This is a genomic window from Nitrospira sp., assembly GCA_015709715.1.
Classification (GTDB): domain Bacteria; phylum Nitrospirota; class Nitrospiria; order Nitrospirales; family Nitrospiraceae; genus Nitrospira_A.
Genome location: CP054184.1, coordinates 307,887 through 333,936, shown reverse-complemented (window position 1 = coordinate 333,936; position 26,050 = coordinate 307,887). Strand labels below are relative to the sequence as shown.

The following is a 26,050-nucleotide window of genomic DNA, read 5'->3' as shown; positions in this document are numbered from 1 at the left end:
GGTGGGCATGACGTTGCCTTCGTCCTTGGCGCTTGATCAGAGCAACTACGTGAGCCTGGAGTTGGAGACCGATAGACCCTATCTCTACTACGAAGAGCACAAGGTCAAATACAAGGGGAATGGTCGTTCCGGCAAACCAGGGCGAGGGAACGGACGCGGGAGGGGAAGGGATTAGTTGGCATGGTGGTGTCGCCCATTGTGCGATCCTGAGCTACGAACGAGAACGAGCGAGCCAAGGGGAGAAACCTCCCCTTGGCTTGTTTATTTGAGAACCATGCTGTGAGGAGTTTTCACTCCCGCCAGGTGAGCCCGGCACAATCCGCACAGAGCCATACTTCACAGAGTACGTCGTCATCGACGACACAGCACCTTGCCCAGGTCCGTTCCGCCTGACAGAACTCACAGAGACGTTCCCGCGCATGCGCGGGACTCAAGCCCCAATTCAGGCCTTATGGGTCACGCATTCAGACGTTCCCGCGCATGCGCGGGACTCAACCGTCCCCTGATCCGGCGGTAGACATTCCGGCTGACCCACCGGGGGGAAAGCCGAGGGAGCGTTTCCAGGACCAGCACATGTTCACGTACCCGGTTTGATCAAGGTGTAAAGGGGGCTTCACAGTTCCTCTCCCTTCTCCCTTCCGCCTGACTATAGTTAGCCGTCTGATATACTTGCAGCAGCTGAGCAGGGAGAGACGGGATGGGCCATCACATCGCCGGTATCGTGTCGCGAGCCAAAGATTCCGTGGAAGCGGAGGCCATGGAGGGGAGAGCCTCCGTCGACCGCTGTCCCGTCCGTTCGTGTGAGGGGCGGTTGACGGTGGATGCGCGGGCCTACGATGCTCGCACGGGATTAGATACGGTGGTTTGCCCCAGCTGCGGGCACCGTGGGTTCAAGTCGCGCGAAGGCGTCCTGCTACTCTTTCGCTGCGGCTCCGACTACCAGTTCAGTTACGGCCCGTCCGTGAAGACGATCACGGTCGCCTTGAGTTCAGCGGCGGTCAATCTGTGGAGTACGCACGGAGTGTCGGCCGATCGGTTGGCGAAGATGGCTGCGGAGTGGGGTTTGGTATGCGGCCGTCCGTCGCAACGAGTTCGGCTCAGGATTTCGGAGCCTGACTTTGCAGACTGCTACCTGTACTTCTGTAGAGCGTAACGACCTCCGCCCTACCATTTTCCCAGCCATCCCCGACAGCCCGCGTAGTACGACACGATCGCGATTGCCAGCACAAACAGCGTCTGCATGACGTGCTGCACCAGGACCGATGGTTCGATGGTGCGGGTGGCGAAGAGGACTGCGGCTGCGACCAACGTGACCAAGAACGTGGTGCGTTTGGGACAGAGGCTTCCGTCGCGTTTGCTCTGCGCCGCGAGGACGATCCACCCGAACGCCCATCCCAACGCTCCCACGACCAAGGCCGCAGCCAAGTCCGTCAAGCCCACCAACAGACTGCTGACCCCGAGATCGGCTTTAGGGTGCCGTGGGAGCTCCAGACGGATGCGATACAGCTCCCCGACGGAGAGCGCGAGCCAAATCAAGATGATACCGAGCAGAAAGCTGCCGCGGCTCATCTCATCTGAGAACAGACGTTTGCGTTTCGGCTTTTGCGCGGCGGCGCTTTTGAACGGCAGCCCTTGGAAGTGGGGCGTGAAGTCGTAGCCGCATTCGCAGAACTGGACCGCGTCCGGATTGCTCATGAGGCAGCGGGGGCATTCAAGCGGCATGGGACTCCCATTTCTGCCGAGGACTCGTGCTACAATCGCGCGCTTGCATGCGTCCGGTGTGGTGATCTCGACTGGGGGGAAGCAATGGCTCGCGCGATTCGGTCATCTCAGTTTGCGGGGTTGGGAGCGCTGTTGGCCGCGACGTCCGTTGCAGCCGGGGCGTTCGGCGCCCATGCCTTGAAAGCGATCTTGGATCCGCCGATGCTCGCGGTGTTTGAAACGGCGGCGCGGTACCAAATGTACCATGCCCTCGGCCTGTTTGTCGTAGCCTGGGCCTTCCGCGAAACCGGCCATCGATTGGTGGCGACAGCCGGGTGGCTGCTCTGTATGGGGATCCTGCTGTTCAGCGGCAGCCTCTACCTTGTGTCGTTGGCCGGAATCAAATGGCTGGGGGCGGTGACGCCGCTCGGCGGCCTGTCGTTCATCACCGGGTGGCTCTGCCTGGGGTGGAGCGTATGGCGGAACGACACGGCTAGTGGTGATGCCGACGCGGTGCGCTAGCGGGCTTGTCGCCCCCTTCGCCGGTGCACGTCGCCGTGCGTTTCCCGGTGATGGAACCCCAGCCGCCCGCGGTGTTGACGAACGTGCCTTCCAGCCGTTGACCTTCTCCGGAAAACAGTAAACTGTCTTCTTGCACGCCGGCTCTGGTTTCCCAGCGCAGATACACGTTGTCGCCGAGCACTGAGATTTCCGCGGGCGTGGTCGATGAGGTCGCGCCGTTCGGGGCAAAGATGACCGCCGTCTTCTCTTCACGATGATTCTGGTGGTTGTGGATCGACCACTGCCACGTGCCGCACAACCGCGCCAATCCTCGCTGCTGGCGCACGGTGTCTTTCCAACCTGCCAGACGATACCACTCCCGATGCACCGTTTGGATCGCCCACGTCTCCAGTTGCGCCGCGTGGCCGCCTAGGAGGGAAGGGGGCTGCGGCGCCGTGTCTTTCGTGAGCGACAGGAGCTGTTTCAGCGGCTCCTCCACCGGAGGCGTTCCGGCGGTGAACCAGGGGGTTTGCGCTTCCACTTGCTTCTGCAGCGCTGACAGCTGCTCCGGGGTGGCCGAGTCGGGAAGCGTTCGGACAGCCACGGCCAATTGCCAGGCGGCCAACCCCCGTACGAGCTCGGCGGCGGATTGTTTTAGGTCGTCGAGCAGAAGCTCTTTCGCCATGGACGGGGGCAGTGTCTTGGCTCCGAGCGTCATGGCCGGGTCGATCAGGCCGAGGCGTGGCCCGATGACTTCTTTGAACAGCGCCAACGCGTCTCCTTGGCCGGGGAGTGTCGAGAGTTGCGGCGCCACTTCCATCGCGACGTCCTGGAATGCCGGCAAGCGGTTGGGTAAGCCTGGTTTCGGGGCCGGCGGCGCGTCCTCTGCCTGGACTGTGTACACATCCGCCGGCAGGATGGGGAGCGAGAACAGGTACAAGAGCAGGGCGATCGCGGTGGTTCGGCTTGGCATCTCGCAGGAGGCTCCTCGGTCAAGTTCCCTGAAACGAAGCCTTGAGGAAGGCGACGGTGTGTTCCCAGGCCTGGGTTGCAGCGGTCGCTTGGTAGCTGTCCGGGCGGGTTTCATCGGAGAACGCGTGGGCTGTTGCTGGGTAGGTCTTCACCTCGATGCGTTTGCCCTGCGCGGCAGCCTGTTGCAGGAGATCCACGTCTTGCTGGGTGGCCCAGGTGTCCTGTTCGGCTCGATGGTACAGCAGGGGAGCAAACATGTTCTGCAGCTGATCGGGCGCCGTGACCTTTCCATAATAGGCAACGGCAGCCCGCAACCGTTTGCGTTGGCAGGCGAATCGAATCGCGAGGCTCCCGCCCATGCCGAATCCCACCACGCCGTGGATGTTGCGTTTGATGTGCTCCCGGGTGTTCAGATACTCACAGCAGGTATTGATGTCCTGCAACAGGAGTGGCTCGTTGCACTTGGCCATCAAGGCCTGCGCCACTTCGAGGTTGGCCGTGACCATGCCTCCGAGGCGGCCGTAGAGCTTGGGAATGATGACGCCATAGCCTTCACAGGCCAGCTTGGCCCCGAGGTCGGTGATCTGGGAATTCAGGCCCCACCACTCGTGCAGAAGGACGATGCCGGGATAGGTCCCCTTTTCCTGAGGCCAGAACTGGATACATTCCACCTGCACTTCCTTACTGACTTTCGTGCGGGCGTAGGGATCGACCATGACGTCCGTCGGGGTGGGGAGGGCAGCGCCGCTGGTGAAGCGCGCGGTTCCGGTTCCGATCTGATCGAGGGAAAAGAGCGGTGCCTGCGTGGTCATAGCCGATGGAGTCCTTTCTGAATCAACCGCGGGCGGTTTGAGAATATCGTCGGGTACTATAGGGAGCGGGTTCGGGCATTGTCAATTGACCCCAGGCGCCTGGGTCGGTACAGTGCCGCAAGATTATGGATCGCGACGCTTCAAAGCCCTTAGGAGTCGGGTTGATCGGGCTGGGGCGGCATGGCAGCCGCTATGCCCGGCACCTTCTCGCCGACCTGCCTGAGGCGCGCCTGGCGGCTGTGAGTCGACGGCAGGCCGATCAAGGTGTGCCGGATGCGCCGTCCGTGCCCTGTCATGCCGACTATCATCGATTGATCAACGATCCACGCGTGGACGTGGTGGTCGCGGTGACGCCGCCGGTGCTCAACCGCGACATCTGCCTCGCGGCGATTCAGGCGGGAAAGCCGCTGTTGGTGGAGAAGCCCTTAGCAGCCACGGTGGACGATGCCCGAGCTATCGCGGCGGCGGCCGGCCGTTCCGAACACCTGCTCATGGTAGCGCACACGTTGCGATTCGATCCCACCGTATTGGCGCTGCGCGCGCGTCGGCCGGAGGTCGGGACCTTGTGCTCGCTGAGCCTCGCCAGCCGTATGGAGCCGCAGGGCCATCCGCAGCAGGAGCGGGGGTTCGGCGGGCGGGGTTGTTTGCTGGAAATCGGCATTCACCTGCTGGATCTCATTCGGGTCGTCACGGGCGACGAGGTGGAACAGGTCTCCTGCGACATGGACGTGGTGCCGCCCCTGAGCCCGGAACAGCTGGTGCTCGCGCGCCTCACGACTCGCCGTGGGCTGCGTTGCCTCGTGGATGTCTCGCGGGTCTCGTCCGGCCGTATCGGGCGTGTGGAGCTGGTCGGACAGGAAGGGCAGCTGTCCGCGGATTGGTGCGCGCGACGGCTCGTGCAGCTGTCTGCGCAGACGGGAGCCCGCGAGTGGTCGATTCAGCCGGAGCCGACCATCCTGAGCGTGTTGCGGGCGTTCTGCCGATCCGTGCGTGAGGGCGTGCCTCCACCCGTGACGGTCGAAGATGGAGCCAGGGCCGTGGAGGCGGCGGAAGCCTGCTACCTCTCGGCGCGGGACGGAGGGAGGGTCGTGCGGGTCGAGTACGCCTGAGTCAGGTTTCCGCGACGATATGGGTATCGGTTTCTTCCACGCCCTCGATCGCGTGGATTCGCGTGATCACGACGTCCGAGAGCGCCCGCTCATCGGGGACGTTGATGAAAACGAAAATGTCCGGTTGCCCGAAGCAGGCGTGGAGCTGTTCCACACCTGCAATGCCCTTGAGCGCAGTGAGCACGGATTTGCCCTTGCCTGCCTTGACCTTGATCAGGATGTACGCTTTCGTTGCCATCTTGCCTCCTTTGACGACGACCGCTCGAGATTCTCATTCTGACTTGACGCCAGGCATTTCCCGGCGCCGCTGCGCATAGACGTCTTGAAAGGTGCTCCCCTTCGCGGTGAAGACGGCGACGCTGTTGCGATAGAGCCCGGCCAACACCTCGAAATCCGCCTTGCCGATGTTGAATTCATGAAATCCATCCGCCAGGTCGTTACCGGTCCAGGCTTCGGGGGCCTGCCCGGCTTCGATGACGGCCATGAAGGAATCACCCGACCAGCCTGCCTGGCGAAAGGACGCTTCGACCTCCTCCGCGCGCGCGCCGAATTTGTTGCGCTGCGCCGTAGAGAAAAACTGCTGGACCGCCGGGTGGCGGCTCTTGAGAAAGGCTGATTGAAATTGAATCGTCGCCTTGATGATGCGGTTGGCGTCGGGCGTGCCTTCGGGGGGCAAGACTCCGGCGTCTTCGAAGGTGGCTAAGAGGGCCATGACCGAGCCGATATAGGGAGAGGCGGTACGACCGAGCGGTAGTCCGTTCGCGGCCTGGGCCTGTAAGCCGAACAGGAGGTTCAACGTTAAAAAGAAGATCGGTGGGAGCCACCGCCTGCCGCGATCCCGGTTGGTGGTGCCTGCTGGCATGGGCGGCATTATACAGAAGGGCGGGGAGGCACGCTACTCTCGGTCCGACGAGCGGTGGGCCTGATCGGTGGAGGTGATTGTGCTGGCCAAGGTGTTGAGTGCCGCGATCGTGGGCATCGATGCCCATCTGGTTGAAGTGGAAGTCGATCTCTCGTCCGGGTTACCGCAATTTTCCATCGTCGGGTTGCCGGATGCGACGGTGCGCGAGAGCCGTGATCGCGTGCGCGCCGCCCTCAAGAACAGCGGCTTCCAGTTTCCGGTCAAAAAGATCACGGTCAACCTGGCTCCCGCCAACATCAAAAAGGAGGGTGCCGGGCTGGACCTGGCCATCGCCGTCGGCATCCTGGTCGCGGAAGATCTCATTCCCCATGCCGCCGTGGCCGAGCGGGTCCTGGTTGGGGAACTCTCGCTGGACGGACGTTTGAAGTCGATCCCCGGGGCCCTGTCCATCGGAGTGGTTTGTCGCCATCATCAGGGGCTCCTATTGCCGGCTGACAATGGGCGGGAGGCGGCGCTGGTCGAGGGGACCAAGGTCTATCCCCTCCATACCCTGCCGGAGGCGGTGGAATTTCTGCGTGGCACCCAGCCGATCGCACCGTTGATTCCCATGCGTGAGGGGGATGTCGGCCTCGATGCGGCGGACGAAGACGACTTTGCCGACGTGAAGGGACAGGCTCACGCGAAGCGGGCGCTCGAAGTGGCTGCCGCCGGCGGTCATAACCTGCTCATGATGGGGCCTCCGGGGTCCGGCAAGACCATGTTGGCTCGACGGTTGCCGGGGATTCTTCCACTTCTGAATCACGATGAAGCGCTGGAGACGAGTCGTGTCCACAGCGTGGTCGGCCAACTCCCGCCTGCCCATCCCCTGATCCGCCGTCGTCCCTTTCGCGCCCCGCACCACAGTATTTCCGAAGCAGGTCTCATCGGTGGTGGGGCCACGCCCAAACCCGGCGAAGTATCGCTCTCGCACAATGGTGTCTTGTTCCTGGATGAGGCCGGTGAATTCGGGCGCGCGACGCTCGATGGACTGCGACAGCCGTTGGAAGACGGCCACGTGACGGTGACGCGCGCCGCCTGGTCCTTGCGGTTTCCTGCACGGTTCATGCTGGTGGCGGCGATGAATCCCTGTCCCTGCGGATATTATGGCGACCGGACGAGGCCCTGCCTATGCAGCGGCGCGCAAGTGCGACGGTATCGCAGTCGGCTCTCCGGCCCGCTGTTGGATCGACTCGATCTCCAAATCGAGGTGCCGGCCGTGCCGATCCAGGCGTTGGGCGACGATGGTCCGGCTACCGACTCTTCCGCCACCATTCGCGCGCGGGTCCTCGCGGCCCGGGAGAGGCAGGCCTATCGCTACCGGCGCGACGGCATTTCCACCAATGCCCAATTGAAACCGCGCCACGTGAAGCAGTATTGTGCATTGGATGTGACCGGCCGCACGTTGCTGGAACAGGCGATGGCGCGGCTGGGATTTTCGGCCAGAGCGCACGGCCGAATTTTGCGGGTGGCGAGGACTATTGCCGACTTGGCCGACTCTGCTAGTATCGGCCCGGCCCACTTGGCCGAGGCCATTCAGTACAGAAGTTTCGATCGTCGAGTCGAAGCATGAAGGATTCCCCCTTGTACCATACGGTCCGCGTCTTCATCTGGTGGTTCGTCGTGGGCGCCACGATGGCGCTCGCCGTGATTCTACTGCAGGGCGGAATCCGTGAAGCCATTCAGGCCCAGGGTTCGGTTTGGGAATTGAAGCTGGTGGAGTTGCTGACGACCATTCTGGGCGGGGGATTGCTCGGAGGCTGCATCGCGTTGATTTTGGATCGTATCAAGAAGGCGTGACGAGACCCGACGGGTCGACCGTCGCCATAGCAGGGAGCGGAGCAGGATGGATATTGAAATCGGGTCGAATCTCTACAAAAACACCAACGGCATCATCGATATCGAGGGCGTGCCGCAGTTTGAGCTGTCGATCAAACAGCCGAGCCGGGCGTTGTTGGTCAATTTTGCCCTGTTCGACGGAGCCGGACGCATGATGGCCAAGGTCGTCGACAGCAATCTGACCTTCAATGAACGGCGCGCCTACCACTTGGCTAAAAATCCCACCAGTGTGTCCTTGAAGCACGAAGAGTCGGGGACGGTCGTCTTCGCCATGGAACTGCGTGAGGGGGATCGCGTGGTCTTCAACAACGGATCGTTCCACACGATCAAGGGACACAAGTTGGATGTGTCGAGCACGGATTGGCGGGTGGAAAAGAAACGGCAGAGCGGCAAAGAAACCGACGTGAAGGGTGGGGCGGTCTCTATCGGCTGATCGACGCCGAGAAACCGCCCTCCTGACCAATCCCTTCCTGACATTCTTTTAAGGCGCAACCGTGGGCACGATGACGATGTGTCCATCTTTCAGGTCGACCACGGCCGTATCGCCGTCCCGCAATTCTCCCTTGATAAGCTGACGCGCCATGGGCGTTTCGATTTCTTGCTGGATCAGCCGCTTCAGCGGCCTTGCCCCATAGACCGGGTCGTATCCGCGTTGACCGAGGCTCCTGAGCGCATCGGGCGTGACGGTCAGGGTGATGCGCCGCTCCGCCAACCGAGCCCGCAGACGCTCCAGCTGAATCTCCACAATCTTGATCAGGTGTTCGCCTCCCAGGGCATGGAACACCACGATTTCATCCACACGGTTCAGAAACTCCGGTCGGAAGTGTTTCCGCAGGTCGCCGGTGACCTGTGCCTTCATCGAGTCGTAGGACGCCCCTGCCTGTTGAGCCTCCAGGATGTGGTGGCTGCCGATGTTGGAGGTCATGATCAGAACGGTGTTCTTGAAGTCGACCGTCCGGCCTTGTGAATCCGTCAGCCGCCCGTCGTCCAGCACCTGCAGCAGGATGTTGAAGACATCGTGGTGCGCCTTTTCGATCTCGTCGAAGAGGATGACGGAGAACGGGTGTCGACGGACGGCCTCGGTGAGTTGCCCGCCTTCTTCGTACCCGACATAACCCGGAGGGGCGCCGATCAGGCGCGCGACGGTGTGTTTCTCCATGTACTCCGACATGTCGATGCGGATCAGGTTCGATTCGTCGTCGAAGAGGGTGGCCGCCAGCGCTCGGGCCAGCTCCGTCTTGCCGACGCCGGTCGGGCCGAGGAAGAGAAACGAGCCGATGGGGCGGTTCGGGTCCTTGATGCCGGAGCGAGCCCTGAGCACGGCGTCGGCCACGGCGTTCACAGCCTGTTCCTGTCCCACCACGCGGCGGTGGAGGAGTTCGTCCAGCTTCAGGAGCTTTTCCATTTCGCCTTCGACCAGTCGCGTGACGGGGATGCCCGTCCAGCGGCTGACCACGGCCGCGATATCTTCCTCGTCGACTTCCTCTTTGAGCAGTCGGCTCTCGTTCTGTTTCTTGCCGAGGTGCTGTTGCTCCAGTTCGAGTTCCCGCTCCAAGCGTGGCAGTTCACCGTACCGCAGCTCGGCGACCTTGTTCAGGTCATAGGCCCGTTCGCAGCGCTCGATGGTCTGTTTGACCTCTTCGATCTGCTGACGGATTTTGCGCAGCTTGCTGACGGAATTCTTTTCCGATTCCCACCGGGTCTTGAGGGCTTGGAGGTCGCTGTTCTTCTCCGCCAGTTCCTTCTCGATGGATTGGAGGCGCGCCTTGCTGCCGGGATCGGATTCCTTCTTCAGCGCCTCCCGCTCGATTTCGAGCTGCAGAACCTTGCGGGACACTTCATCCAATTCGGCCGGGAGACTGTCAATCTCGGTGCGCAGCCGCGCGGCTGCTTCATCCACGAGGTCGATGGCCTTGTCGGGAAGGAAGCGGTCACCGATATAGCGGTTGGACAGTTTGGCTGCGGCGACGAGGGCGGCGTCCTTGATGCGCACGCCGTGGTGCACTTCGTAGCGTTCCTTCAATCCGCGCAGAATCGAAATCGTGTTCTCCACGCTCGGCTGGTCCACGAGAACCGTCTGGAAGCGACGCTCCAGCGCCGCATCTTTTTCGATGTGTTTGCGATATTCGTCGAGGGTGGTGGCGCCGATCAGGTGCAACTCGCCGCGCGCGAGCATCGGTTTGAGCAGGTTGGCGGCGTCCATCGATCCTTCGGCTGCGCCGGCCCCGACCACCGTGTGCAGCTCGTCGATGAAGAGCAACACCTGTCCCTGCGCCGCTTGAATTTCCTTCAGCACGGCCTTCAGCCGTTCTTCGAATTCCCCGCGAAATTTGGCGCCTGCCACCAGGGCCCCCATGTCGAGCACGACGACACGCTTTTGTTTGAGACCTTCCGGCACGTCGCCCTTCACGATGCGCTGGGCCAACCCCTCGACGATGGCGGTCTTCCCGACTCCTGGTTCGCCGATCAACACCGGATTATTCTTGGTGCGGCGGGACAGGATTTGGATGGTGCGGCGGATTTCGTCATCCCGTCCGATGACAGGGTCGAGTTTGCCCTGCCCGGCGAGTCGTGTGAGGTCGCGGCCGTACTTTTCCAGTGCCTGGTAGGTGCCTTCCGGGTCCTGGCTGGTGACCCGTTGGCTTCCTCGGACCTGTTGCAAGGCGCTCAACAGCCGGTCGCGTGTGAGATTGAGACGGCGAAAGACGCCGCCTTCCTCCACCATGGACAAAATAATGTGTTCGATGCTCAGGAATTCATCGTGCAATTCCTTCATCTGGTCCTCGGCCTTGGTGAGCACGTTGCCGAGGCGGGAGGTCAAGTGGATCTGGCCGGGTGCGGCCCCGGGCCCTTGGACTTGCGGCACTTTGGTCAAGGCCTGCTCTGCTGCCTGGCGCACGGCAGCAGGGGAGAGCCCGGCTTGCTCGAACAGCGAGCCCGCAATCCCTCGTTCTTGCTCCAGCAGGGCCAAGAGCAAGTGTTCGACATCAATTCCCTGATGGCCGCGGCGCATAGCCACGGCGGACGCGCTCTGCAAGGCCTCCTGAAGCTTGACGGTCATGCGGTTCATATCCATAAGGGTGACTCCTCAGTAAGAGTTTCTATCGAAAGATCATAATCATAGGGCAGGCCAAGTCAAGGGCGGGGGTAGAGAGAGGGGCTGGGCGACTTGACCTCTTTGGCTCAGACGGATTATTGTCCGCCACCGAGCGGGTTGGCACCCGGTTGCCATCTTGCAAAATCGTCGTGTGATCATTCGAGCTTCCCGGTGTCGACGCTGCTCTTGTCCACATTGCATCTGTACCGTGATGCCTTACAGGCGACCGGCCGCTCTATGGTCCGCGGCTGGGTCGTCATCCTTGCCGTCGTCGCGTTCACGCTTCTGATGTGGGGGGCCGGGATGGTGGCCCGACCCATGGGTATGGTCGGAGGCCTGCTGATGGGCGTGGTGAATGCGCTCTTGATCGGCACGACGCTCGCCTTGATCGAGCAGGCCATCAAGGGGCTCCGAGGGATCACCGTGCAGGATGTGTTCGAGAGCATGGGCCAGTATTTCTGGGACGTGATTGGAGTGGGGTTTGTGCTGTGGATTCCCACCATGCTCTTGGATACGAGCCTCCGCGCCAACCCGGACAGCCAGTTTTTGGTCGCCGCCTGTCTCCTGTTGGTGTTTATCCTGCTGAATCCCGCGCCGGAGGTGATCTACCTGACTCGGCATGACTCGGCCCTGGACGTGATCAGACGCAGTTATGATTTTGTGATCGAGAACTGGATCGAATGGTTTCTGCCCATGGCGCTGATCCTGGCTCCGTTGGGACTCTCGCTCTTCTTTAAGCTTTCGAGCCGCCTGGGGCGGGGAGCCGGGCTCGACTTCCTGCAGCTGTTGCTGGTTCCGTTCACGATCTTGACGGCGTGGCTGACCGACTTGGGCATTTCGTCCGAACTCACGGGGACGATGGCATTGCTGCTCACGCCACCCCTCACGGTTGCCATGCTCCTTTTCCGGGGGCATCTGTTCGTGGCCCTCACCGCCACGTCGCGGCGACAGCGCCTCTACCAGTCCAAATTTCGAGACCCCTCCCCATAACCCTCTCGGTAGGGCCCCATGGCCCGATTCAGCTCGTCGCGCAAAACGGAGAACTTGTTGAGGGGAGACCTCAGGTGGTGTATGCCTGGACCTACACTGCCCAAGGACGTAACACCATGCGCCTCTCGATCTTCTGGCGGCTGGTCCTGACCTACCTCGTGATCATCGGGGTGATGACGGCCGTCAATCTCTACGCCCTGTTTCAGATTCGAACACTTGCAGGGCTGAATACGGAGGTCGGATCTCACCATCATCCGGAGATCGACGCCGCTAAACGTCTCCTCGCTTCCTTCTACGATCAAGTCCAAAGCGAGAAGAAGTACTTAGCAGTGCAGGCGACGACGTTTCTGGAGCATTTCGAGGAGGAGCGCAGGACGTTCCAGGCGATTCTGCAGGAGCTGCGGACCGGGGATGCCACGGAAGCAGAGGCGCGGCTGTTGAAAGAGATCGATCGAATCCAACAGTCTCATCTCACGCTCTTTCAGACTGAACGGGCGAGAACCGGGAATCCCTCGACGGATACGCTCGTCGTGTCTGAAGGTCGGCGCAACGCTCTGGCCGCTGAAATGGACGCCGCGCTACGGGAGTATATCGGGTTGCACGAAGCGCGGATTGCAGTGGGGGTGGATGAGTCGCGGGAAAGCCTGCTGCAGGCGGAAACGGTGACGCGCCACCTCATCCTCCTTGCCCTTCTGTTCGGACTCGGCTTGGCGGCGGTCGCCAGTTACAATATACTGCGTCCGTTACGGCGGCTGCAGGGCGTGATTCAGGAGATGGGGCAGGGCAACTTCCGAGCTTCCTTGGACGGCCGCGCCCCCCGTGAGCTACGAGAACTGGGCGATACGGTCAAGTCGATGGGGGCGAAGCTGCAGCAGCTCGACGATATCAAGAGGGAATTCCTGGCGCACGTGTCGCACGAACTCCGCACGCCGATGGCCTCCATTCAAGAAGGGACGCACCTGTTGCTCGATGAAATTCCCGGTCCGTTGACGGAGGATCAACGGACGACCCTCCGGATCATGTCGGACAGCGGCAGGCGGCTGATGTCGCTGATCTCCACTATCTTGGACCTGTCGAAGATGGAAGCGGGGATGATGGACTACCGGTTCGGGCCCACCGATCTCCGGCGCGTGGCAGAGATCTCGATCAACAAGCTTCGGCTGCTTGCAGATGCCAAACAGGTGCGACTGTCGGTGGAGGCGCCTATTGAGCGGTACTGGGCCAAGGCCGACAGCGCACGGGTCGAGCAAGTGCTGGACAATCTGTTATCGAATGCATTGAAGTTCAGCCCCGAAGGTGAAGGGGTCCTGCTGCGCATCGAGCCGGATCCTGATGAGGGCTTGCTGTTCGTGTCGGTGACGGACCGAGGACCCGGCATTCCGCCCGAGGATCTCCCCCGTATCTTCGAACGTTTTTACCAGGGGCGGACGACGGCACGGAATGCGGCGGTGGGAAGCGGTCTGGGGCTGGCGTTGGCGAAAAAGGTGGTCGAGGCACACGGCGGGCGTATCTGGGTGGAAAGCGTCGTCGGAAAGGGAACGACTGTGCGGTTTATCTTGTGTCTGACCAACGTCGGGGCGCTCGCGGCATGAGGTCCGTTCGAGCGGTTTGGGGAGCGATGATCGGGCTGCTGGTTGCGGCCTGTGGCACGTTGCCCCCACCTGCCATACGGGCTCCCTATTTGACGATGGAGGCCGGCGACAGCAAGATGCTGGCGGCCTTCCAGAGAAAAGAAACTGTCCTGGCAGGGAAATGTGCTAGTAAGAATACGTGCGATCATGTATTCTTCACGCGCGCGTTGGCCGCCCTGTATGAAAGTCGCGAAGCGGCCGCCCACTACTTCGAGAAAGTCATCGCCGTGGCTCCCAAAGGGCAGCTCGCTGCATCGAGCCGGTTGTGGCTGCAATTGCTGCAGAGCGGCGAGGTGTCGCCGGAGCCGTCGTGGGTGCGGTCCGTGCTGTCTGGACCGGCCATCGCACAGCGTCATTTCGTGCTCTCTCAGACCGTCGAGCGAGCCGTGCGCGATCTGCTGGACCGTGAGTTGACCATCCAACAGTTACGCGCCTTACAGGATATCGAGGCGCAATCGGTCGAGACCTTGCAGCGAGAACTTCTGGAGCAAGAGCGAAAAGCCGAATCGTTAAGTGCGCGCCGGGAGACCTCCCGGATGTCCGCCGATCCAGGCATGGTTCAACAGCTACAACGACAGCTCGCAGAGCGCGATAAGAAAATCGAAGAGCTGGCCGGCCAGCTGGAGGCGCTGAAGCGCATCGATCAGGAAATGCGCGAGAAAACCCGGCCGATCAAACTGCCATCCAATGTCTTGTCCCCACACCCTTCCGAGTCCCCCAAACCCTAAGGATGTCGATGGAGCAAGAGCGGATTCTTGTGATAGACGATGATGAGGGTTTGCTGCATCTGTTGAGGATGCGCTTATCCTCGCTAGGTTTTACCGTGACCCTCTGCGCGGCCGGTTCGGATGCCCTCGTGGCGGCCCGTCGAGAAACATACGATTTGGCGATTACGGATCTGCGCCTACGGGGCGAGGACGGGCTTGTGCTGACGGAGGAGTTGTTGCGCGTACAACCGGGTTTGCCGGTCATTATTCTAACGGCTCATGGGAGTATTCCCAACGCCGTTGAAGCCATGCAGCGCGGAGCGTTCGGGTACCTTACCAAACCCTTCGATGATAGGGAACTCAAGGCGACCATCGACAAGGCCTTGATCCAACATCGGATGACGCGTGAGATCCAACGACTGAAATCGCTGGTCAGGGAGTTGTACGGTTTGGAAAACGTCGTGGCGAGAAGCGCGGCGATGCAGCGACTGTTTCAGCAAATTGCGCAGGTAGCCGATTCCGACGCCACTGTTCTGTTGACCGGCGAGACCGGAACCGGCAAGGAGGTGCTTGCTCGCGTGCTCCATGCGAACAGTCGGCGAGCCAAGGGGCCGTTTGTGGCGGTGAATTGCGCTGCGATCAGCGAGACGCTCTTCGAAAGCGAACTGTTCGGTCATGTGCGCGGCGCCTTTACCAGTGCCGTCGCAACAAAACGCGGACTCTTTCAAAGCGCGAACGGCGGCACGCTCTTTCTCGACGAGATCGCCGAAATGCCATTGCCGATGCAGGTGAAATTGTTGCGGGCCGTCCAAGAACGGGAGGTGCGCGAGGTGGGGGCGGATTATGCCACGAAGGTAGATGTGCGCATTCTTGCGGCCACAAATAGAGACTTGAATGAAGCGGTGAAGGGGGGATCATTCCGCCACGATCTCTACTACAGGATTTCCGTCGTGCCGTTGTGCATTCCGCCCTTGCGAGATCGGAAGGACGACATCCCGCTGTTGGCCCAACACTTTCTGCGCCACAGCGCCAAACTTGCCGGCAAGGACGTCCGGGGGTTTATGCCGTCGGCGATGCATCGCCTGATGGTCTATCCCTGGCCGGGGAACGTTCGTGAACTCGAGAATGCCGTAGAGAAGGCGGTGGTGATGTCCACGCAGGACATGGTGTCGCCGGATCTTCTGCCTGCGATCGGGGTGTCATCAGACATGACTTTGAAGCCCTTGACCGAAGCCAAAGAGGACTTCGAGCGTTCCTACCTGCAAAATGTACTTCAGTTGACCGGAGGGAATATTTCCAGGGCCGCGCAATTTGCCGGTCGGTACCGCGCGGATTTTTACAAGATGTTGAAGAAGTATGGGCTGCATCCCTCTATGGTGAAAAACCGCGTCGAGAAGAGTGTTCCGGAACTCACGGAAACAGAAGCGCTCACCGATGATTAACCGTCCGCTCGGATTGCCAGATATCTCGTTCATCTTCATCCGCGCGGCTTGACTGTTGCCGAAAGAACCGTGTGAGCTGAGCCTGCTCCTCTCGCGCAGTCTGAATGAATTCCACGCCGGCCCTTCCGCCTTGAGACCATCTCACCGCAGCAAGTGGAACATTCAAGGGACGGAGTGACTTCGGCAGGAAGAGGCGCAGCCGCAAGTATTCACAGGCGGCCAGCGGTTTTGAACTTTCTATCAGGCAGCCCGGAAGGGAAAGATTGAGAACCCTGCCTTCACCCACCGCCTGTTCTCCGGCGAACACGACCCCACAGTTGATGGGAACCCGTCCACTATATCGAGCCTGCATGGTGCCTCCTTATCAGTGATGATGCGCCGGGCTACGGTCACGCGTCCCTGCCACGAACTGTACTTCCACAGGTGGGATGAGCCTATCCCCTGGAAGTATCGATTCAAGAAGTGAGGCTGGAGATTGGGCTGAGCCCTAAGGCATCACTCCGTCATCGTCGGCGCGGAAGTGTGTAAACGACGGGATATGGTGAAAGTGGAGCTGGCGAGAGGAATCGAACCTCCAACCGGCGGTTTACAAAACCGCTGCTCTGCCGATTGAGCTACGCCAGCGTGCGAGGGGTTGTGACCGAGGGAAACCTACCGTGCTTGGTTCAAGGTGTCAAGCTTGTCCATCAGTGTGAGTGCCTTGCTGCTGCGTCCTGGTTTTACTTGAATAAAGTACAAATTCCCAATAAGCTGACCCTGCCTGTGATAGAAGCGCAAATCCATCGGCATCGATGCAATATGCCGTCGTTGCTGGGTTCGGTCATCCGTGGCGTTCCTGCTGGAGCGGAGAGGGGTGCGTTATGAGTCAATCTCACATCCTGGTGATCGATGATGACCCTGCGGTGCGGGGGCTCTTGGCGGAAACGCTGATGGCGGAAGGGCATCAGGTGACCGTCGTGTCCAATGGCTTGGAAGGGGTCGAGGCCGTCAAGGACCAGCCGGTTCACGTCGTGGTGACCGACCTGCAAATGCCCGGCATCGACGGGCTGGAAACCATCGATCGTATCTCCAAGGTTGATTCCAAGATCATTGCAATCGTGATGACCGGTTACGGCACGGTCGATTACGCCGTTCGTGCCATGAAGGCCGGCGCGTTCGACTTCATTACGAAACCGTTTGAACCGGATACCGTCGCGGTGGTGGTGAAGAAGGCGCTCGACGTCTACAAGTTGAAACAAGAGAATCATCTGCTCCGCAAAGCCGTGCGCGACCAATACCGGCTGGAACATCTGGTGGGAACCAGCGCGCCGATGCGGACGGTGCTGGACTTCGTGGAGAAGGTTGCCGACAGCGACAGCACGGTGTTGATTCAAGGCGAGAGTGGAACAGGCAAGGAACTGATCGCGAAGATGCTCCACTTCAACAGCATGCGACGGGACCGTCCGCTCGTGCCGGTGAATTGTGGAGCGATCCCTGAGAATCTTCTGGAGTCAGAGCTCTTTGGTCATGAAAAGGGGGCCTTCACGGGGGCGGCTCACACGAGACTGGGAAGGTTCGAATTGGCTCATGGCGGGACGATCTTTCTCGACGAAGTGGGGGAAATGAGTCTGCCCTTGCAGGTCAAACTCCTGCGTGTCTTACAGGAACGCTGTTTCGAGCGGGTTGGTGGGACCAGGACGATTAACGTCGATGTGCGGATTATTGCCGCGACGAATCAAGACCTGGCCCAAGCGGTTCAGGACCGCCGCTTCCGGCAAGATCTGTATTACCGGCTCCACGTCATTCCTATCCACATTCCTCCGCTCCGAGAGCGTCGCAGCGACATTCCACTACTGGTGAACCATTTTATTGCGCAGTTCAACCAGTTGCGGAGGACTGAAATCCTGGGTATCGAACCGGACGCGCTGGCTCGGTTGATGGAGGAAGAGTGGCCGGGCAATATCCGCGAATTGGAAAATATGATCGAACGCCTCACCGTCCTGAAGCGGAAGGGCTGGATTACGCTTGCCGATCTTCCCGAACGTCCGGCCAAACCGGCCGCCGGGAAGGGGGCCGATATGCCTGAACATTTCATCCGGTTTTCCGAAGATGGCATCAATCTGACCAAGGAATTGGAACAGTACGAAAATCAACTGATCGGAGAAGCCCTCCGAAAAGCCAACGGAATCACGAGCCGAGCCGCGCAACTGTTGCAGGTCAATCGCACGACCTTGGTGGAGAAACTGAAACGCAAGGGGTTTGACCCCAAGAGTCACGGCTACTCCATTCAAAACTAGGGGAGCTCCGCGTTGCCTCTCGCCTGTCAATTCCTTGACCCGGCCTGATTCAGACCTGTTGGGTTTCCTGACAGCGGTACCAGGCAAAAAACTCCCTCCTCGCTCTTTCATAAGCAGATGACCGGTTTCTGCGGCATTCCAGAGGGCATGGGACTTGCTGAATTCCGCTCACCATGCAGGTCTCAGCCGCTACTGCTTCGCATGCCTCTGTCCTTCTCCCGACGATCTTCGCCCTCTGCCTGCTCTCTGTCGTCTGCACAAAGAGTAGCGCAGCCGAGAGCGCGCCCACGAATCGGCAGACTCTGCTTTCCACCCTTCCGGAGCCGTCCGACTTGGTTCAGCGGCGTTTGCCGGATCCAGGGCCTCGGTATGAGCGGCTCCAGGATCTGCCCGAGTGGGGACGGTTCGAACGAGCGGTTCAGCTCTATGGCCAAGGGCAACCGGTCGAAGCGCGCCTCGCCTTTCAACCTCTTCTCCGTGAGTATCCCCGTTCGAAACTGCTGACCGCCGTTCGGGTGTTTCTCGGGGAAATCGCATTGGCCAGCGGGCAATCCGACGTCCGTCCGATGGAAATTGTGGAGCAATACAAGGCCCTGATGCGGGAAGAGTCGAGGTCACTCAACGCCAAGCGTGCGGGCTGGAGAGTCGGGGATATTTACCGCATGGAAGGCTGGTACCAGGAGTCGCAGGTGGCCTACCAACATGCTCTCAGCCAAGTCGAGAGTGACTCCTACGACGCCGGGAGAGCGATGTTGGGGCTAGGTTACGCGTTCCAAGGCGCCGGTCAATGGAAGGACAGCGAACGAACGTTTGAGACGGTCCTCAAGCGTACCACCGATGCAAGCCTGGCCGTGGCCGCTTCGCTCGGGCAGGCCCATAGCCTGTATCGGCAGGGTCGGATGAAGGATGCGGATGCGGTGTTCGATATGATTGCCGCTCGATGGCCGGCCGAGCTGCGAAAGGATCCCTACGCCTTGCTGCGTTATGCGGATACGGCAGGGGACGCGCACCGTCTTTCGGTGATGCGGGAGCAACTCCTGCATTTTTACAATTTGTATCCCGTGAGACCGGAAAACCCGACGGTGCTCGGACGGATTGCCGACAGTTATCGGGAGACCGGCGATTGGGAGGAAGCCAAGCTCTTTTATTCAGCCCTGCTCACTCAGTATCCCGATGCTCCTGTGGCCGCAACCGCCCGTATTCGGTATGCCGATGTGCAAGAGCATCGTGATCCCGAGGACGGAATCGTCAATCTTCGTCAGACCGTGACGGCGCACCTTTCGAATCTTCAACTGGAGCCCGGTGAGACGGTCAGCCCTCGGCGCCTGTTTCAGGAGAGTGTGAAGCAATATGAAGATTCATCCGTGGGGAGCGAAGCCCTGTTCCACTTGGGCGAGGCCTTCGAACGGATCGGCAAGCAGGATGAGGCGTTAGCGGCCTACGAACAGGGCGTCATGCGAACAGGGCGATTTGACGACGATCCCTGGCCGGCCAAGTGCGGGGCTCGGTTGAAGATCTTTTTGCAGCCGCGGATGGAAACAGCTTGGAATGCGGGGGATGACTTCGAACTGGTGAATCTGTTCCACCGCCACGGCCCCAAGGCCGACCGATTGTATGCCGGTACAAAACTCCTGCTTGAAGTCGCCGACGCGCACCAACGAGTCGGGTTTCCCGTCAAGGCGGCCAAGTTGTACCAGAACCTGATCCGTGATCAGAAAGCAGAGTCCTTCCACGAGGAGGCGCTCATCGGGCTGGGACAGAGCTACCTCGAGCAAAAGGATCCTCATGCGGCCAAATCGGTCTTCGAACGTTACCGGCTCCAGTATCCGACGGGCAAGTTTACCGGGGAGGCCCTGATGGGATTGTTCACCGCTCTTCGGCGGGAAGGCAACGTCGCCGGCCTGATTCGGATCGGGCGTCAGTGGCTGCAGCATCATCCGCGCCATCGAGATCGGGCGATCGTGCAACTGAAGCTGGCCGATGCCCTCAGTGCCACGAAGCAATACACCGAAGCCGCCCTCCTGTTCGATGCCGCAGCCAAGGAAGGGGCCAAGATGACGGCGACGGAACTCATGCATTATGGAGATGCCTTGGCCTATGCCAAACGATCTGAGCCGGCCCTGGCCCTTTACAAACAGGCGTTGATCGCAGGGCCGAGCGCCGACCAGACGATTTGGATCCAATTTCAAATCGTCCGCTTGGCGAAGGAGACCAAGCGGCAAGATCTGGCGCGCGGCGGCCTTCGAGTGTTGGGGGAACATACCGATAGCCTGGTCCAACGCATGGCGGGCGTGTTGCAAGCCGATGTCCCGCAGGTGCAGGTCGGGCAGGGAGGGCGCCGGTGACGGTCAAGTCGTGTGATGCCAATCAATCGAAGAACGACCTGTTAACCAGAGCCTTCCAGGATTTCGACCAAGCGGCCACCATTCTGCAACAGTCCTACGAGGCCTTGACCGCGCGCCTTCAACAGATGGACCTCGAACTCGCGCAGACCAATGAGAGCCTTCGCGAGACTCTTCGCCAGACCGAGGCGATGCGCGCCCATGTGACGGCGGTCCTCGAGTCGCTGGACACGGGCGTCATCGTGGCCGACCAGCAGGACATGGTGGAACGCTGCAACCATTCGGCCGAACGGCTGCTCGGGGTTGCTCAGGCGTCGTTGCAAGGGCGGCGCGCCGCCGACATTCTGCGGGAGCTGCGACGGGATCACGGCGACTATCCCGTCCTGCTGCCGAACGGCCGCGCCATCGTGTTGACGCAAACCGATATGACCGATGAGGCGGGGGCCTTGATCGGGAGGTTGGTGCTGATACATGACGTCACCCGCGTCCGTCAGTTGGAGAGCCGTCTGCAGCGGCGGAACCGACTGGAAGCCATGGGGCAAATGGTCGGCAGCATCGCGCACGAGATCAGAAATCCGCTCGGGAGCGTGGAGCTGTTTGCGTCGCTGCTCCGGCGCGATCTCCGTGAGCAACCTCATCTGCGGGTCTATGCCGAACATATCTCGGTCGCCGTGCAATCGATGGACCGATTGTTGGCGAACCTGTTGAGTTACACGAAACCCGATTGTTCCAAAGTCGACTGGCATGGCGTAGAGGCCCTGCTCGACGAGGTGCTGACGATGGCGGCCCATGCCATCGCTCCCGGTTCGGTGGAAGTCCGCCGCATCCTCCATCCGAATGTGACCCATATCTGGTGTGATGAGGGCAAGATGAAGCAGGTCTTGCTCAACCTGGTCCTGAATGCCGTTCAGGCCATGCCCAGCGGCGGGGTGCTGACGGTGGCGGTCGACCTTCCGCACGTCCGCTGGGATGAAACTCCGGCGGTTTCCATCACCGTGAGTGATACCGGCGTGGGGATTCCGCAGGACCTGCAGGGCAGAATTTTCGACCCCTTCTTCACGACCAAAGACCATGGGACGGGGCTCGGTCTGGCCATCGTCCATGCCTTGGTGGAGGCCCACCAGGGACGCATCGACGTGGAGAGCCGTCCGGGGCAGGGGACGTCGTTCTTGATGACCTTGCCGCATGGACCCCGTTCGGAAGCCTCTCACTCAGAGGGGGCGCTCGTTCCGTTCAAACGATTCGAGAAGAGCGGAGAGCGCTGGGAAGTTATTGAAAAGGAGAACGAGGCATGAGCGTGCAGCAAGCGGTGGAGGGAGCATCCGCGTCGACCGAAGAGCCGCGGGTCGTGTTGATTGTTGATGACGAGCCCTCCATGCGGACGGCGTTGTCGGAGACGGTGCGCCGTCTGGGGTACCAGGTGAAGGGCGCGGTGGACGGGGCCGACGCCATCGAACAGGTCGAACGTATGAAACCGTGGTTGGTGGTGACGGACCTGAAGATGCCCAGGCTCAACGGGCTGGACTTGGTCAAGGCGATCAAGCAGAAGGCGCCCCACACCTACATCGTCCTGATGACCGCCTACGGCACGGTGGAGACGGCGGTGGAAGCCATGAAGTGCGGGGCGAACGATTATATCCTGAAGCCGTTTTCGACCGATCTGCTCGAGCGGGTGATCCTCAATCTGCAGGCCACGACGGCCACGGACGAACAGGATGCGCCGGCGACCACCGAGGCTCGTGCGATCTTGACCCAGGACCCCGGGATGATCCGGCTGTTGACGACGTTGGAAGGGGTGGCGTCCAGTCAAGCCACCGTGTTGATCAGCGGTGAAAGTGGGACAGGAAAGGAACTGCTGGCTCGCTACATCCACGCCCGCAGTCCTCGCGCCCATCGTCCGTTCGTGGCGCTCAATTGCGCCGCCTTGCCGGACAGCTTGCTGGAGAGCGAGTTGTTCGGCCATGAGCGCGGCGCCTTCACCGGCGCGCTGAACAAGAAACTGGGGAAGTTTGAAATGGCCCATACCGGCACGCTCTTCCTCGACGAAATCAGCGAAATGAATCTGGGCTTGCAGGCGAAGCTGTTACGAGTTTTGCAGGAGCGTGAGGTGGATCGCGTGGGCGGCCGCGAGCCGGTGCCGGTCAACATTCGAGTGATTGCGACCACGAATCGGTCGCTCTATCACGAAGTGACGCAAGGCCGTTTTCGCGAGGACTTGTTCTATCGCCTGAACGTGTTTCCGGTCAGCGTCCCGCCGTTGCGTGAGCGGTCGGGCGATATTCCGCTTCTGGCAAGACATTTCCTTCGGGCTTCGGCGCAGCGGAATGGGATTACCTCACCGACCTTGACCGACCGCGCCGTCGCGGACCTGCAGAGTCGAACTTGGAAGGGGAACGTTCGGGAATTGGAGAACGTCATCGAACGCGCCGTGTTGGTGGCTGGCGGTGGAGCGATCGATGTTGATCACCTGATGCTTGGGGATGGGGCGGTTCCGGTGCGGGAAGGGGAGCCGCCTCTGCCTGCCGCGGCGATACCCTCCACCCATGGATCCTTGTGGGAGATGGAGCGAGAGCTGATTTTCAAGACGCTGGCTCGCGTCAAAGACAACCGAACCCATGCGGCGAAGGAATTGGGCATCAGCATCAGGACGCTGCGGAACAAGTTACGCGAGTATCGCGAGATGGGGTATCCGGTCGCGACAGAGAAGGCATAAAGCGCACAGGGTGCCGGCACATTTTGCCTAGCGTTGCCGGAGTTGCCTGGTGTGCGCTGACCCTGTGAAACAGGAACCTCGGGGGACCGGCGCTCGGCAGGGGGTTGTTCGGTACACCGTTTGCATTTTTCGCCGAGCCAGGAAAAAGGAGCGTCACGCCATGACCATTTTCGACAGGACGATCCAGCTGCTTGGGCGATCGCTCGACCTTCGTGGAGCGAGGCAGCAAATCATTCAAGCCAACATTGCCAATGAAGAAACACCCAAGTATCGGGCTAAGGATCTAAATTTCGGGCAAGCCTTGGCCGATGCGCAACGGGGAAAATTGCCCGTCACGCTGGCATCGACGGATCCACGACACATCGGACCGAAGGGCAGGGGGTATCAGCAGGTGACCGCCCGAATCGAAGAGGTACCGGCCGGGGACCTGCCGCTGGATGCCAACACGGTCAACATCGAGCTGGAAATGGCCAAGATGTCGGACAACGCGCAGCAATACAACACGGCGGCGGCCATCTTGAGCATGAAGTTCCGTGGGTTGCTGAGTGCCGTTCGCGAGGGGCGTTGATGCCGAGGCGTAACGCCCTGTCACCTGCGCCAACCATGATCATTCCACAGAGAGGTGTGTGATGGATTTAACGGATAGTCTGGCTGTGTCGGTTTCCGCGCTGGATGCCCAACGGCATCGCTTGAACGTCATCGCCAGCAACCTCGCGAACGCCCAATCGACGCGAACCAACCATGGCGGCCCCTACAAGCGCCGGGACGTCGTGTTCGAGTCGGCGCCGATCGGTGCGCCGTTCCAGCGGGCCTTTCGTCAGGTCACCACGGGACCCGCACGCCATGCCGTCGAAGGGGTGAAGGTCGCCAAGGTAATCGAGGACAAGAAGCCCGGGCAGTCCATCTACGATCCCAGGCATCCGGATGCCGACAAGAACGGCTTCGTCACGATGCCGAACGTCAATGTGATGGAGGAGATGGTCAATATGATCGGCGCATCCCGGGCCTACGAGGCGAACGTCCAGGCCATCAATGCCAGCCGGACGATGTGGAATCGTGCACTGGAGATCGGGAGGTAAGTATGTCGGATATCCGCATTCCAGGCGTGAGTCTCCCCCGGCCTATCGAGGGGGCAGAAGGCATGGGGGGAGGGCAGGCGAACGAAGCCGCGGCCGGCACGAACTTTTTGGGCTCGCTCAAAGACGCCATCAGCAGCATCAACGACGCGCAAATGGGCGCCAGTCAAGCGGTCGAGGCCTTGGTAACCGGACAGAGCAACAACATTCATCAGACGATGGTGGCGTTGCAACAGGCAGATGTGTCGTTCCAGCTGATGATGCAGGTGCGCAACAAGTTGGTCACCGCCTACGAAGAGATTCAGCGCATGCAGATCTAAGCACGACTAGCCGGGGCGCAGGTTTCCCGATCAAAGGACAGCATCGCCTATGTTTGAAAAGTTCAGCCACTTCACGATCAACCAGCGTCTCATCATTCTCCTCGCCCTGGCCGGCTCCGTGGCCGGTATGATCGCCGTGACTCTCTGGACGCAGCAACCGGACATGCAGGTATTGTTTGCGAATCTGGCGCCGGAGGATGCGTCCTCCATCCTCGATCGGTTGAAGGATGCCAAGGTGCCGTACGAGACGGCCAACGGCGGCACGACGGTCCTGGTTCCCAATGCCCAGGTCCATGACCTGCGCTTGGAAATGGCGGGCCAAGGGCTTCCGCATGGCGGCGGGGTCGGGTATGAGATCTTCGATCGCACTACCATGGGCATGTCGGACTTCGTGCAGAAACTGAACTACCGCCGGGCGCTGCAGGGCGAACTGGCGCGGACCATCACCCAGATGCCGGAAGTCGAGCGGGCACGAGTGCATTTGGCCGTGCCGGAGCGTCGCCTGTTCGCCACGGAGCAGGACCGTGCGCGGGCATCGGTCGTGTTGTCGTTACGGGCGAACCGTTCGCTGTCGAAGGCTCAGGTACAGGGGATCGTCCACCTGGTGTCCAGCAGCGTCGAAGGCCTTCAAGCACGGGACGTGACCGTGGTCGACGGCCACGGGAACCTATTGTCCAATACCTCCAGCGACGAATCGGCCGGCCTCTCCGGCACGCAGCTGGAATATCAGCGGACGCTGGAGAAAGACATCGAAACCCGCATTCAGTCGATGCTGGAAAAGATCGTGGGAGTGAACAAGGCCGTGGTTCGGGTGTCGAGCGTGCTCGACTTTAGAAAGATCGAGACGACGGAGGAGCGGTTTGATCCGAACGGACAGGTCGTGCGGAGCGAGCAGCGCGGACAGGAGAAGTCGAGCGGTGTCAATGCCATGTCGGGAGGCGTGCCCGGCGTGGAATCGAACGTGCCGGGAGGTACGGAAACCGAAGGCGGTCAGACGAGCTCGAACAGCAACCAGACCAAGAACGAGACGGTGAATTACGAGATCAGCCGAACGGTGTCACGAATCGTGGAGCCGACCGGGACCATCAAGAAATTGTCCGTGGCCGTGTTGGTCGACGGGATCTATGAAGGTGGCGCAAAGCCGGCGGAAGGCGCAGCCGAGGAGACAAAAAAGGAAGAGCCGAAGAAGTACGTGCCCCGGTCGGAGGAGGAAATGAAGCGGATCGAGGAGATCGTGAAGAAGGCGATGGGCTATTCCGCCGAGCGCCAGGACCAGGTCGAGGTGGTGAACATCCAGTTCGGTCTGGGCGCGGAGGAACCGGTCGGCGTCGGGGTGGAAGCCGCCTCGGATTCCACGAAGGCGTGGATGCCCTACGTGCGGTATGCCGTCGGGGGACTGCTGTTCTTCCTGATCTTCTTCTTGGTCGTGCGGCCCTTGATGGCGATGTTGGTTCAGTCGGCCCCCGCGGCGACCGACGGCCAAACTCCCGCGCTGCCCGCCTCCGTGGGGCAAGTCGAAGCCGCCATCAGCGGGAAGCAGCCGTCCCAGATCCTGGAGATGGCCAAGAGCAATCCTGCCAACACGGCTGTGGTCGTCAAACAGTGGTTGAAGAGCAACGCCTAA

At 60.8% G+C, this 26,050-nt stretch carries 26 protein-coding genes and 1 tRNA gene; 19 read left to right on the top strand and 8 right to left on the bottom strand.

Features of this window, described 5'->3' with window-relative positions:
- Window positions 1-7: 7 nt before the first annotated feature.
- The gene (locus HRU82_01535; GenBank protein QOJ33711.1) at window positions 8-175 is read left to right on the top strand and encodes a hypothetical protein; all 168 of its coding nucleotides are present in this window, start codon (window positions 8-10) and stop codon (window positions 173-175) included.
- 522 nt (window positions 176-697) lie between these two features.
- On the top strand, window positions 698-1,153 hold the full coding sequence (locus HRU82_01530; GenBank protein ID QOJ33710.1) for a hypothetical protein: 456 nt from the start codon (window positions 698-700) through the stop codon (window positions 1,151-1,153).
- Between the two features lie 11 nt (window positions 1,154-1,164).
- Here HRU82_01530 and HRU82_01525 read toward each other — a convergent pair whose 3' ends face one another.
- Window positions 1,165-1,695 carry a hypothetical protein gene (locus HRU82_01525; protein QOJ33709.1) on the bottom strand — a complete coding sequence of 177 codons (531 nt, stop codon included), beginning with the start codon at window positions 1,693-1,695 and terminating at the stop codon, window positions 1,165-1,167.
- 111 nt (window positions 1,696-1,806) lie between these two features.
- Here HRU82_01525 and HRU82_01520 point away from each other — a divergent pair, with 111 nt between their 5' ends.
- Window positions 1,807-2,223 carry a DUF423 domain-containing protein gene (locus tag HRU82_01520; GenBank protein ID QOJ33708.1) on the top strand — a complete coding sequence of 139 codons (417 nt, stop codon included), beginning with the start codon at window positions 1,807-1,809 and terminating at the stop codon, window positions 2,221-2,223.
- Here HRU82_01520 and HRU82_01515 read toward each other — a convergent pair.
- Both HRU82_01515 and HRU82_01510 read right to left on the bottom strand, forming a co-directional pair.
- Window positions 2,195-3,175, bottom strand: coding sequence for a hypothetical protein (locus tag HRU82_01515; protein QOJ33707.1), 981 nt, complete (start codon window positions 3,173-3,175; stop codon window positions 2,195-2,197). The genes HRU82_01520 and HRU82_01515 overlap by 29 nt on opposite strands.
- Before the next feature lie 19 nt (window positions 3,176-3,194).
- Window positions 3,195-3,986, bottom strand: a complete 792-nt coding sequence (locus HRU82_01510) for a dienelactone hydrolase family protein (GenBank protein ID QOJ33706.1) — start codon at window positions 3,984-3,986, stop codon at window positions 3,195-3,197.
- A 125-nt stretch (window positions 3,987-4,111) separates the two neighbouring features.
- On the opposite strand from HRU82_01510, the gene HRU82_01505 reads away from it, so the two are divergent.
- Window positions 4,112-5,095: a Gfo/Idh/MocA family oxidoreductase gene (locus tag HRU82_01505; GenBank protein QOJ33705.1), complete on the top strand. Its 984-nt coding sequence runs from the start codon at window positions 4,112-4,114 to the stop codon at window positions 5,093-5,095.
- A 1-nt stretch (window position 5,096) separates the two neighbouring features.
- Here the strand turns inward: HRU82_01505 and HRU82_01500 are convergent, their stop codons facing one another.
- Together HRU82_01500 and HRU82_01495 are read right to left on the bottom strand one after the other, a co-directional pair.
- Window positions 5,097-5,333, bottom strand: coding sequence for an Lrp/AsnC ligand binding domain-containing protein (locus tag HRU82_01500; GenBank protein QOJ33704.1), 237 nt, complete (start codon window positions 5,331-5,333; stop codon window positions 5,097-5,099).
- 33 nt (window positions 5,334-5,366) lie between these two features.
- Complete coding sequence (locus HRU82_01495) at window positions 5,367-5,957, bottom strand: hypothetical protein (GenBank protein ID QOJ33703.1); 591 nt, start codon at window positions 5,955-5,957, stop codon at window positions 5,367-5,369.
- Between the two features lie 79 nt (window positions 5,958-6,036).
- Here HRU82_01495 and HRU82_01490 point away from each other — a divergent pair, with 79 nt between their 5' ends.
- Genes HRU82_01490 through HRU82_01480 form a run of 3 tightly spaced genes read left to right on the top strand, consistent with a single transcriptional unit; the run spans window position 6,037 to window position 8,265 of the window.
- Window positions 6,037-7,566, top strand: coding sequence for a YifB family Mg chelatase-like AAA ATPase (locus tag HRU82_01490; GenBank protein QOJ37073.1), 1,530 nt, complete (start codon window positions 6,037-6,039; stop codon window positions 7,564-7,566).
- A complete protein-coding gene (locus HRU82_01485) occupies window positions 7,563-7,793 on the top strand; it encodes a hypothetical protein (protein QOJ33702.1) in 231 nt (76 codons plus the stop codon). Before HRU82_01490 ends, HRU82_01485 begins: the two co-directional genes overlap by 4 nt.
- 46 nt (window positions 7,794-7,839) lie before the next feature.
- Entirely contained in the window at window positions 7,840-8,265 is a 426-nt protein-coding gene (locus HRU82_01480; GenBank protein ID QOJ33701.1) for a hypothetical protein, read from the top strand.
- A gap of 48 nt (window positions 8,266-8,313) precedes the next feature.
- Here HRU82_01480 and clpB read toward each other — a convergent pair whose 3' ends face one another.
- A complete protein-coding gene (gene clpB / locus HRU82_01475; GenBank protein ID QOJ33700.1) occupies window positions 8,314-10,908 on the bottom strand; it encodes an ATP-dependent chaperone ClpB in 2,595 nt (864 codons plus the stop codon).
- 192 nt (window positions 10,909-11,100) lie between these two features.
- Here clpB and HRU82_01470 point away from each other — a divergent pair, with 192 nt between their 5' ends.
- From HRU82_01470 to HRU82_01455, 4 genes are all read left to right on the top strand, one after another.
- The gene (locus tag HRU82_01470; GenBank protein QOJ33699.1) at window positions 11,101-11,919 is read left to right on the top strand and encodes a hypothetical protein; all 819 of its coding nucleotides are present in this window, start codon (window positions 11,101-11,103) and stop codon (window positions 11,917-11,919) included.
- A 116-nt stretch (window positions 11,920-12,035) separates the two neighbouring features.
- On the top strand, window positions 12,036-13,511 hold the full coding sequence (locus HRU82_01465; GenBank protein ID QOJ33698.1) for a HAMP domain-containing histidine kinase: 1,476 nt from the start codon (window positions 12,036-12,038) through the stop codon (window positions 13,509-13,511).
- Window positions 13,508-14,278 (top strand): hypothetical protein, encoded by a 771-nt coding sequence (locus HRU82_01460; protein ID QOJ33697.1) that lies wholly within the window; start codon window positions 13,508-13,510, stop codon window positions 14,276-14,278. The genes HRU82_01465 and HRU82_01460 overlap by 4 nt, the downstream gene beginning before the upstream one ends.
- Before the next feature lie 8 nt (window positions 14,279-14,286).
- Window positions 14,287-15,699, top strand: a complete 1,413-nt coding sequence (locus tag HRU82_01455; GenBank protein QOJ33696.1) for a sigma-54-dependent Fis family transcriptional regulator — start codon at window positions 14,287-14,289, stop codon at window positions 15,697-15,699.
- Here HRU82_01455 and HRU82_01450 read toward each other — a convergent pair.
- Both HRU82_01450 and HRU82_01445 read right to left on the bottom strand, forming a co-directional pair.
- On the bottom strand, window positions 15,686-16,051 hold the full coding sequence (locus HRU82_01450; GenBank protein ID QOJ33695.1) for a PilZ domain-containing protein: 366 nt from the start codon (window positions 16,049-16,051) through the stop codon (window positions 15,686-15,688). The two genes, HRU82_01455 and HRU82_01450, sit on opposite strands and share 14 nt — an antisense overlap.
- 196 nt (window positions 16,052-16,247) lie before the next feature.
- Window positions 16,248-16,323: transfer RNA gene (locus HRU82_01445), tRNA-Thr, on the bottom strand.
- 236 nt (window positions 16,324-16,559) lie between these two features.
- Between HRU82_01445 and HRU82_01440 the strand changes: the two genes are divergently transcribed.
- The 8 genes from HRU82_01440 to fliF all read left to right on the top strand — a co-directional run bounded on the left by HRU82_01440 (window position 16,560) and on the right by fliF (window position 26,050).
- The gene (locus HRU82_01440; protein QOJ33694.1) at window positions 16,560-17,975 is read left to right on the top strand and encodes a sigma-54-dependent Fis family transcriptional regulator; all 1,416 of its coding nucleotides are present in this window, start codon (window positions 16,560-16,562) and stop codon (window positions 17,973-17,975) included.
- Window positions 17,976-18,148: 173 nt separating this feature from the next.
- Entirely contained in the window at window positions 18,149-20,320 is a 2,172-nt protein-coding gene (locus tag HRU82_01435; GenBank protein ID QOJ33693.1) for a tetratricopeptide repeat protein, read from the top strand.
- Window positions 20,317-21,612, top strand: coding sequence for a PAS domain-containing protein (locus HRU82_01430; GenBank protein QOJ33692.1), 1,296 nt, complete (start codon window positions 20,317-20,319; stop codon window positions 21,610-21,612). The genes HRU82_01435 and HRU82_01430 overlap by 4 nt, the downstream gene beginning before the upstream one ends.
- Window positions 21,609-23,030 carry a sigma-54-dependent Fis family transcriptional regulator gene (locus HRU82_01425; GenBank protein ID QOJ33691.1) on the top strand — a complete coding sequence of 474 codons (1,422 nt, stop codon included), beginning with the start codon at window positions 21,609-21,611 and terminating at the stop codon, window positions 23,028-23,030. The genes HRU82_01430 and HRU82_01425 overlap by 4 nt, the downstream gene beginning before the upstream one ends.
- 160 nt (window positions 23,031-23,190) lie before the next feature.
- Window positions 23,191-23,598: a flagellar basal body rod protein FlgB gene (gene flgB, locus HRU82_01420; protein QOJ33690.1), complete on the top strand. Its 408-nt coding sequence runs from the start codon at window positions 23,191-23,193 to the stop codon at window positions 23,596-23,598.
- 61 nt (window positions 23,599-23,659) lie between these two features.
- A complete protein-coding gene (gene flgC / locus HRU82_01415) occupies window positions 23,660-24,109 on the top strand; it encodes a flagellar basal body rod protein FlgC (GenBank protein QOJ33689.1) in 450 nt (149 codons plus the stop codon).
- Window positions 24,110-24,111: 2 nt separating this feature from the next.
- Complete coding sequence (gene fliE, locus HRU82_01410; GenBank protein ID QOJ33688.1) at window positions 24,112-24,426, top strand: flagellar hook-basal body complex protein FliE; 315 nt, start codon at window positions 24,112-24,114, stop codon at window positions 24,424-24,426.
- Window positions 24,427-24,475: 49 nt separating this feature from the next.
- On the top strand, window positions 24,476-26,050 hold the full coding sequence (gene fliF / locus HRU82_01405) for a flagellar M-ring protein FliF (GenBank protein ID QOJ33687.1): 1,575 nt from the start codon (window positions 24,476-24,478) through the stop codon (window positions 26,048-26,050).

Coding starts and splice junctions, on each gene's coding strand:
- HRU82_01535 (QOJ33711.1), top strand. CDS start 8: ATGACGTTGCCTTCGTCCTTGGCGCTTGATCAGAGCAACTACGTGAGC.
- HRU82_01530 (QOJ33710.1), top strand. CDS start 698: ATGGGCCATCACATCGCCGGTATCGTGTCGCGAGCCAAAGATTCCGTG.
- HRU82_01525 (QOJ33709.1), bottom strand. CDS start 1,695: ATGAGCAATCCGGACGCGGTCCAGTTCTGCGAATGCGGCTACGACTTC.
- HRU82_01520 (QOJ33708.1), top strand. CDS start 1,807: ATGGCTCGCGCGATTCGGTCATCTCAGTTTGCGGGGTTGGGAGCGCTG.
- HRU82_01515 (QOJ33707.1), bottom strand. CDS start 3,175: ATGCCAAGCCGAACCACCGCGATCGCCCTGCTCTTGTACCTGTTCTCG.
- HRU82_01510 (QOJ33706.1), bottom strand. CDS start 3,986: ATGACCACGCAGGCACCGCTCTTTTCCCTCGATCAGATCGGAACCGGA.
- HRU82_01505 (QOJ33705.1), top strand. CDS start 4,112: ATGGATCGCGACGCTTCAAAGCCCTTAGGAGTCGGGTTGATCGGGCTG.
- HRU82_01500 (QOJ33704.1), bottom strand. CDS start 5,333: ATGGCAACGAAAGCGTACATCCTGATCAAGGTCAAGGCAGGCAAGGGC.
- HRU82_01495 (QOJ33703.1), bottom strand. CDS start 5,957: ATGCCAGCAGGCACCACCAACCGGGATCGCGGCAGGCGGTGGCTCCCA.
- HRU82_01485 (QOJ33702.1), top strand. CDS start 7,563: ATGAAGGATTCCCCCTTGTACCATACGGTCCGCGTCTTCATCTGGTGG.
- HRU82_01480 (QOJ33701.1), top strand. CDS start 7,840: ATGGATATTGAAATCGGGTCGAATCTCTACAAAAACACCAACGGCATC.
- clpB (QOJ33700.1), bottom strand. CDS start 10,908: ATGGATATGAACCGCATGACCGTCAAGCTTCAGGAGGCCTTGCAGAGC.
- HRU82_01465 (QOJ33698.1), top strand. CDS start 12,036: ATGCGCCTCTCGATCTTCTGGCGGCTGGTCCTGACCTACCTCGTGATC.
- HRU82_01460 (QOJ33697.1), top strand. CDS start 13,508: ATGAGGTCCGTTCGAGCGGTTTGGGGAGCGATGATCGGGCTGCTGGTT.
- HRU82_01455 (QOJ33696.1), top strand. CDS start 14,287: ATGGAGCAAGAGCGGATTCTTGTGATAGACGATGATGAGGGTTTGCTG.
- HRU82_01450 (QOJ33695.1), bottom strand. CDS start 16,051: ATGCAGGCTCGATATAGTGGACGGGTTCCCATCAACTGTGGGGTCGTG.
- HRU82_01440 (QOJ33694.1), top strand. CDS start 16,560: ATGAGTCAATCTCACATCCTGGTGATCGATGATGACCCTGCGGTGCGG.
- HRU82_01435 (QOJ33693.1), top strand. CDS start 18,149: ATGCAGGTCTCAGCCGCTACTGCTTCGCATGCCTCTGTCCTTCTCCCG.
- HRU82_01425 (QOJ33691.1), top strand. CDS start 21,609: ATGAGCGTGCAGCAAGCGGTGGAGGGAGCATCCGCGTCGACCGAAGAG.
- flgB (QOJ33690.1), top strand. CDS start 23,191: ATGACCATTTTCGACAGGACGATCCAGCTGCTTGGGCGATCGCTCGAC.
- flgC (QOJ33689.1), top strand. CDS start 23,660: ATGGATTTAACGGATAGTCTGGCTGTGTCGGTTTCCGCGCTGGATGCC.
- fliE (QOJ33688.1), top strand. CDS start 24,112: ATGTCGGATATCCGCATTCCAGGCGTGAGTCTCCCCCGGCCTATCGAG.
- fliF (QOJ33687.1), top strand. CDS start 24,476: ATGTTTGAAAAGTTCAGCCACTTCACGATCAACCAGCGTCTCATCATT.